The 6,667-nt window shown below is 60.2% G+C and carries 7 protein-coding genes and 1 tRNA gene; 3 read left to right on the top strand and 5 right to left on the bottom strand.

Going from position 1 to position 6,667, the window contains the following annotated elements; all coding sequences use genetic code 11:
- Positions 1–531: 531 nt before the first annotated feature.
- Entirely contained in the window at positions 532–906 is a 375-nt protein-coding gene (locus M3I54_RS43180; RefSeq protein ID WP_254346475.1) for a glutathione S-transferase N-terminal domain-containing protein, read from the bottom strand.
- A gap of 329 nt (positions 907–1,235) precedes the next feature.
- Here M3I54_RS43180 and M3I54_RS43175 point away from each other — a divergent pair.
- Positions 1,236–1,312 (top strand) — tRNA-Met (locus M3I54_RS43175).
- 248 nt (positions 1,313–1,560) lie between these two features.
- The gene (locus tag M3I54_RS43170) at positions 1,561–1,764 is read left to right on the top strand and encodes a cold-shock protein (RefSeq protein ID WP_133198258.1); all 204 of its coding nucleotides are present in this window, start codon (positions 1,561–1,563) and stop codon (positions 1,762–1,764) included.
- Between the two features lie 102 nt (positions 1,765–1,866).
- On the opposite strand, the gene rpoD is transcribed toward M3I54_RS43170, so the two are convergent.
- The 4 genes from rpoD to M3I54_RS43150 all read right to left on the bottom strand — a co-directional run bounded on the left by rpoD (position 1,867) and on the right by M3I54_RS43150 (position 6,418).
- Entirely contained in the window at positions 1,867–3,888 is a 2,022-nt protein-coding gene (gene rpoD / locus M3I54_RS43165) for an RNA polymerase sigma factor RpoD (RefSeq protein WP_254346473.1), read from the bottom strand.
- Positions 3,889–4,152: 264 nt separating this feature from the next.
- The gene (locus tag M3I54_RS43160) at positions 4,153–5,052 is read right to left on the bottom strand and encodes a beta-ketoacyl-ACP synthase II (RefSeq protein ID WP_375541884.1); all 900 of its coding nucleotides are present in this window, start codon (positions 5,050–5,052) and stop codon (positions 4,153–4,155) included.
- A gap of 644 nt (positions 5,053–5,696) precedes the next feature.
- Positions 5,697–5,861, bottom strand: coding sequence for a hypothetical protein (locus tag M3I54_RS43155; protein WP_254346470.1), 165 nt, complete (start codon positions 5,859–5,861; stop codon positions 5,697–5,699).
- A 197-nt stretch (positions 5,862–6,058) separates the two neighbouring features.
- A complete protein-coding gene (locus M3I54_RS43150) occupies positions 6,059–6,418 on the bottom strand; it encodes a hypothetical protein (protein WP_254346477.1) in 360 nt (119 codons plus the stop codon).
- On the opposite strand from M3I54_RS43150, the gene M3I54_RS43145 reads away from it, so the two are divergent.
- On the top strand, positions 6,356–6,667 hold a 312-nt coding region (locus tag M3I54_RS43145), incomplete at its 3' end, for a transposase (RefSeq protein ID WP_254346468.1). The two genes, M3I54_RS43150 and M3I54_RS43145, sit on opposite strands and share 63 nt — an antisense overlap.

Genomic DNA, 6,667 nt, shown 5'->3' with positions numbered 1-6,667 from the left:
TTGGCGTTCACGCCCGCCTTCAGCGCCATACCCGCGATCGACACGCCCGGCTTCAGGCAGGCTTCAATCAGCCTCTGTTTGTCACGCTTGTCGAAAGTCCGCTTGCCTTCGACACCAACGTTGGTCGCACGCAAGGGCAAAAAATCTGCGCAGTTCTCGTCCATGAAGGGTGTGTCCATTAAAAAACCGTGGACACATCCTGCGCTGTTTTCAGATCAGGATCTATGTGAGGAGAAACTGCCGCTTACGCATCAGCCATGCGCGTTGCCGCTGCGGGTGGCTGCCGGGCTGACCCGCTGAGGCCGAGAGGCACCGGCGATAATCGTTAGTCGCAAATCATTCGGTGTCCAGTCTAAGTGCCGATCCAGACGTCATCGTCTGACGTAGAAGAGAGCGTGCAAAATCTTCCTCCCCAACCACGCTCTCCCCTACGCGTGCAGTGAACGTAGTGTTTCGAGTGGACGGCGCCCTGGTCCGGCAGCGTGCGACCGGTTCCGGTCGCTGACCCGCCTCATGCCCGCGCGAGAAGGATCACGCGATCCCGGCGAAGCGTTGCTCCAGCCAGGCGATGATGGCGCTGGACTCGTACAACCAGCGCGACTGGCCCTCTTCCTGAATATGCAGGCAAGGCACTTTGATCTTGCCACCGCCAGCCAGCAAACGATCCCGTGCGATGGGATCGTTTTTGGCGTCGTGCAGCGTCATCGGCACATTCAGACGATGCAGGGCGCGCCGGGTCTTGACGCAGCAGGGGCACGCATGGAACTGATACAGCGATAGGCACGCCGCTTCTTTTTCTACAACCGCCTGACCTTGCGCCCCACGGCGCTGCGAGCGTGGGCGACTGACGGCGTCGCTGAGTAAAATTAACTGGCCGAGACCGAGACGCAGGGCTTTCATCAACATGGAGACTACCTTGAACGGCGAATGGAAGTCGGCAAGTCTACGCTTTCCGGGATCCGACTGATGCCGGCCTAACCAGGGCGATCACGATGCAGCTGACGCGCCCGTCGGGCACGGCCCCGGTGGTCGGGAGCGGCCATGAAGCAACAGCTAACGGCCTGGAGGTCGGACTTCCTGTCGCGTGTTGGCACGTAACAGGCATGTGGGCAACACACCGGTCAACTTAGTTTGTCGTTGCCCTGGCAGCAAGAGATGGCCCCGTTCATTCAGACCACTTGATCGCCCAGCAGGATTTGTTTGACGCGCCGCTGCCGTGCGCGTACACTCCGCGCCGCGGGGTGGAGCAGTCTGGCAGCTCGTCGGGCTCATAACCCGAAGGTCGCAGGTTCAAATCCTGCCCCCGCAACCAGAGCCCGGTAACGCTTTCCGCGATTTCACGCCTTACTTGATGCAAGCATTTTTCCCAAGCCTGGGCACGATGTGGGCAATCCCGGCGCGAATCCGGTCGCCCCTCACCAGCGAAAGCCCGCCATCGAGCGGGCTTTGTGCTTTTCGGGCCTCGGACGACCCCAGCCCTGCGGTCGCTCCGGTGTTCTACACGTCTGGCCCTGGCCCGTGGCATCCTCTACAACCCGTCTTCCCAGGAGTATTCAGAACATGGCAACAGGTACCGTCAAGTGGTTTAACGATTCGAAGGGTTTTGGATTCATCACGCCAGACGATGGTGGCGAAGACCTTTTCGCGCACTTCTCCGAGGTTCAGGGCGCGGGTTTCAAATCCCTCCAGGAAGGCCAGAAGGTGAGTTTTGAAGTCAAGCAGGGCCCCAAGGGGAAACAGGCAGCGAACATCACGCCGCTGTAAGTTTTCCGGGCTGCGAACGCGGCCACCCAGCGAGCCGGCCGATGCAGGATCACTGCCGGTCTGGAGCCGGGCATCGACGGGGGGCGCGCCCTCCGCCTTTGCTCAGAGCTCGAGGAACGGTCTCAACCTGTCAGCACGACTGGGATCCCTCAGCGCGCGCATCGCCTTGATCTCGATCTGGCGAATTCGTTCACGGGTCACGCCAAACTGCTCGCCGACCTCTCCCAACGTCTGTTCAGAAGTTGTATCGATCCCGAATCGCATCCGCAGGACCTTGGCCTCGCGTGGCGACAACCCGTCGAGCGCCTCATCGATTGCGGCACGCATGTTTGCGTGAATCGCGGCCTCAACCGGTGAACTCGCAGAGAGATCCTCGATCATGTCGCCGAGCGTCGCGTCGGCATCGTCGCCCACGGGGGTCTCGAGCGACACCGGTTGCTTCGCGATCCTGAGGATACCGCGCACTTTTTCCTCGGACATCTCCATACGTTCAGCAAGGACGGCGGGATGCGCTTCCTGTCCCGTCTGCTGCAGGTATTCACGCGAAATCCGGTTCAGCTTGTTGATCGTCTCGATCATGTGCACCGGCACACGAATGGTCCGCGCCTGATCGGCAAGCGCTCGCGTGACAGCCTGCCGGACCCACCAGGTGGCGTACGTCGAAAACTTCCACCCACGCCGGTATTCAAACTTGTCCACCGCCTTCATCAGGCCGATATTGCCTTCCTGAATCAGGTCGAGGAACGGCATGCCGCGGTTCACGTATTTCTTGGCAATCGAGATGACCAGACGAAGATTCGCTTCGGTCATCTCCCGCTTGGCCTGCCGCATTTTCGATTCCGCCCCACTCATCCTGCGGTTGATCTCCCTGAGCTGCTGCAGTGGCAGCGAGACCCTGGTCTCGATGTCGGCGAGTTTCTGCTGCCCGGCCTGAATGGCCGGCCGATGTCGCTCGAGCGCCGCGCCAAACTGTCGCGAAGTCGCCGCCATGCGGCAGGTCCATTCAAGGTCGGTCTCGTGGCCCGGGAACGCCTCCACGAACGACTCGCGTGGCATGCCGCAACGCTCGACGGCGATTTGCAGGATACTGCGCTCGATCGCCCGAACCTCCGTCATCTGTTCGTGCACACCGGCACACAGGCGATCAATGGTTCTGGCCGTAAAGCGGATCCGCGCCAGTTCACGCTGGATCGCCGGACGCACGCGCGCAACGGCCGCGGAATGCGCCTTGCCTGTAGCACGCATATCCGGCAATTGCCCGAACAGTGTCCGCACACGTGCAAAAACCGCAAGACTGTCGATCGTGAGTTGCTCGAGGCGGGCTGCATTCGCTGCCTCCGGATCCCCGGCGTCCGGCGCAAGGTCCGGGTCATCGCCGCAGGCGGAGGCCTCCCCTCCATTTTCTTCGAAGTCCAGCGTTATTGCACTTTCGCTCACCGCATCGCTGATACCATCGACCAGTTCGTCGGTACGCAGTTCGCCGGCAACGATGCGGTCCACATCGGCAAGAATGATCGCAAGAACCGTCGGACACGCCGCGATTGCCTGAATCATGGCCTGCAGGCTGTCTTCGATGCGTTTTGCGATCTCGATTTCGGCGGCGCGGGTCAGCAGTTCTCTGGCGCCCATTTCGCGCATGTACATCCGGACTGGATCCGTCGTGCGGCCGAATTCGGAATCGACGGTTGACAGTGCCGCTTGCGCTTCCTCGTCCGCCTGATCGTCGGATGCCTCGGCGGCCGCGGCGTCGCTTAACAGGAGCGTCGCCGCGTCCGGCGCCTGCTCGTACAGCGCCACCCCCATGTCGCTGAACGTGCCGACGATCGTCTCCATTGCCGCCGTTTGCGTAACGTTGTCTGAGAGGTGATCGTTGATGTCCACGTGCGTGAGATAGCCGCGCTCACGGCCAAGCGCGATCAGCGCGCGCATCTGGCGTTGACGCTCCTCGTCCTGTCGCGCCATCGACTCGATGTCCAGCGGTGTCTCTACGGCCCGGGGCTTTCCCTTTGGCGCGGGGCGGCCGCGCTTTGCCGTAACCGCGATCACGCGGGATGCTGAATCGTCGCGAACTGGACTTGCCAATACATTCTCCTCGACAGGTTGGCCGACGATCGTCGCAGGCATGACTGCAGATAAATCTGCCTGTCGGAGTGCGAACGGAATCGTGGAATGGCGCAGGGACAATCGAGGCAGGGATGCCTCTGGTGGATTCCTGCGCGTATAGACTGGGGAATCCTAATTGATACCAGACAGCATTGTGCAATGCAACATACTGAGGGTACGGCATTGTCACCTTGCAGAAGCAGCCCTCGGTCAACCGTCTGCAGGCCGTCCTCGACGGCATTCAACCGTGCGTCTGGACGGACCAAAGGGGACTGCCTGACTTCGCTAATGCTTCCAGGAACGCGCCCCTCGCCTGCTTCCAAAGCAGACGCGTTCCGCGCCCCCATATTCGGGTACCCTGACCCGTATGCTAGTAATATGGAATGCCTCACCGCTCAGTCCGAATCCGGCCAATTCCGCGTAAATCCGTGCGCCGCGCCGGCGCGCGTGCTTCATCTCCTCGAGCACGATGATGCCGGCTCCTTCACCTAGCACGAAGCCGTCGCGCTCCGCGTCCCACGGGCGGCTCGCTGTCTCGGGACTTTCGTTGCGCGTCGAGAGCGCCTTGGCCCGGCCAAAGCTCGCGAGGCTGCTCTCGGTGATCGCCGCCTCCGCAGCACCTGCAATCATGACATCGGCGTCACCATACTCGATCAGCCGGGCGGCGTCACCGATCGCATGAGTGGCGGTCGAGCACGCCGTCGCCATGGCGAGATTCGGTCCCTTGAGCCCGTACCGGATCGAGAGATGCCCCGCGATCATGTTGATGATGGATGAGGGCACGTAAAATGGGGACACCCGCCGCGGCCCTTTGTCCCTTATCGTGAAGGCAGTATCGACGAGGGTCTGAACGCCGCCGGTTCCGGACCCGACATGAACGCCGATCCGGGAGGCATTTGCCTCGGTCACTTTGAGGCCGCTGTCGACGAATGCTTCCATGCCGGCCACGACACCGAGTTGGATGAAGCGATCCATATGGCGGACCTCTTTTTCCGAAATGAAGCGAGTTGCGTCGAACCCCTTGACTTCGCCAGCGATTTGCGCCGGGAAATCGGTCGTATCGAAAAAGGTGACCCGACCGATTCCACTGCGGCCGGCAATGACATTCGACCAATTTTCCTCGACGCCAATCCCGACTGGGGAAATGGCACCAAGACCGGTGACGACGACTCTTCGCTTGTCCATTTTTTCTTATTGATATCGAAAATCGAGAAATACCGCGCGAAACGCTAAAGCTGTCATCGACCCGTGCGATCGATAGGGGCTTTACGGTTTGATCCGATGGTAGCCATGTGGCCTTCATCGTCCCGCAAAAGCCGGCACCCACTATCACGATCGATACAGTCATTGCCACGGCTCCGATGGTTTTTCGTATCCGCTCCCGCAGAAAATTGATTTTGACGTTCAGATGGATATCCGCTCCGATAGCGTCGCTTGCATCGGGGCACGTCAGGAAAGTTCTCTTTCCGGCACGGATAGTCGGGCGCTGTGCCGCGCGTCGCAGGAAGCGACTATGCGGCATCTCGCCTCAAGCTACAAAATCAATTGTTTGGATAACACTGATTCGCATCGCAAATGAATGTACGCGAACGACCGGCATGACGAACGCGTGCATCGTCGATGTTCTGCGCAGCGATAAAGGACGACTGGCGGTTTACTTCCGTACTACTGGTTGCAGGTTTTTCTCAGGTGTAAAAACAGGCGGAGAGGTGAGCTGGGTAAAGGCATCTCGTTACCGTGAAAGCTGGGTAGTGCGGGCATGTGCATGCCCCCTCGCGTGGCCCGCGAGTAAAAATATCGCCATGCCCGACCCCTCGTTGTGGCGACGGTTAGGTGGTGACAGAGGCTGAGGCCTCGTCCGGCCATTGGCCGATCGCCTTCAACTGCTTGATCCAGCGGGGTGCATTTTTCTTCGCGCCGATGGCCTGATAGTCGATCTGCGGGTCGTGATACGCGACTTTGCGTGTCAGTAGCAGGAAGATCAACCGTATCATCTTGTGAGCCAGAGCGATGATCGCTTTATACAGAAGTGGCGCAGTAGCAACTGTTCGCCCGAAAACGCATTGAGCGATGCACCGGCGTGATGGGGGTTGTTAACGGCCGGAATTTAGCGTTTACTCTCGACTTTTCGAATGCAGATTCGTAATGGCTTTGTTCAGCAGGGTATGCGCCCATTGGGTTGCGGGCGCAACTATGCCGTCTTGGCGCAGACCGCCTTGCCGAAGCTGTTCCACAGATTCACGAGGTTCGCGATAATCACGCCCTCGCGCTGCTGCGATTTGGTTTTGCGCGTCAGTAGCCGCGCGCCGAGGCAGCGCTTGATGCGCGAGATCTGCGACTCGACCAGCGCGCGCTGGCCATACCCGTATTTGTTCAACTGATTGCGGGTTTTCCGAAGGGGCCGAATTTGTCTGCGAGCCCCACCGGGAATGGCTTTCGGAGCTGGCGAGGGGGGAGCGGTTAAAGTCAGGGCTTTGCGGATGCGAAAATGGCTGCAAACCATGGCCGGCAGGCGATTCCCACGAAATTGAGTGAAGCGCAGTTCGGGCACTTTGTCTTGCCGCACCTGAGCCGGGGCCGGCGCGGCCCGCCGCCGACGTTGCCGTTACAGAGGATGTTCAACTACGTCCTGAAGGCGCTCTATATGGGGTGTCAATGGAAGATGCTGCCGATCGAAACGGATGCAAAGGGGCTGCCTGAAATCCACCACACCCGCATCTACCGGATCATGCGACGCTGGCAGGCTGACGGCAGCATCGACCGGGTCTTCGCGGGCTCGGTCGATCAACTGCATCGGGAC

The organism is Paraburkholderia sp. CNPSo 3274, assembly GCF_024206475.1.
GTDB lineage: Bacteria > Pseudomonadota > Gammaproteobacteria > Burkholderiales > Burkholderiaceae > Paraburkholderia.
The sequence above is the reverse complement of the archived record's forward strand: the minus strand, read 5'-3'. Positions and strand labels throughout refer to the sequence as shown.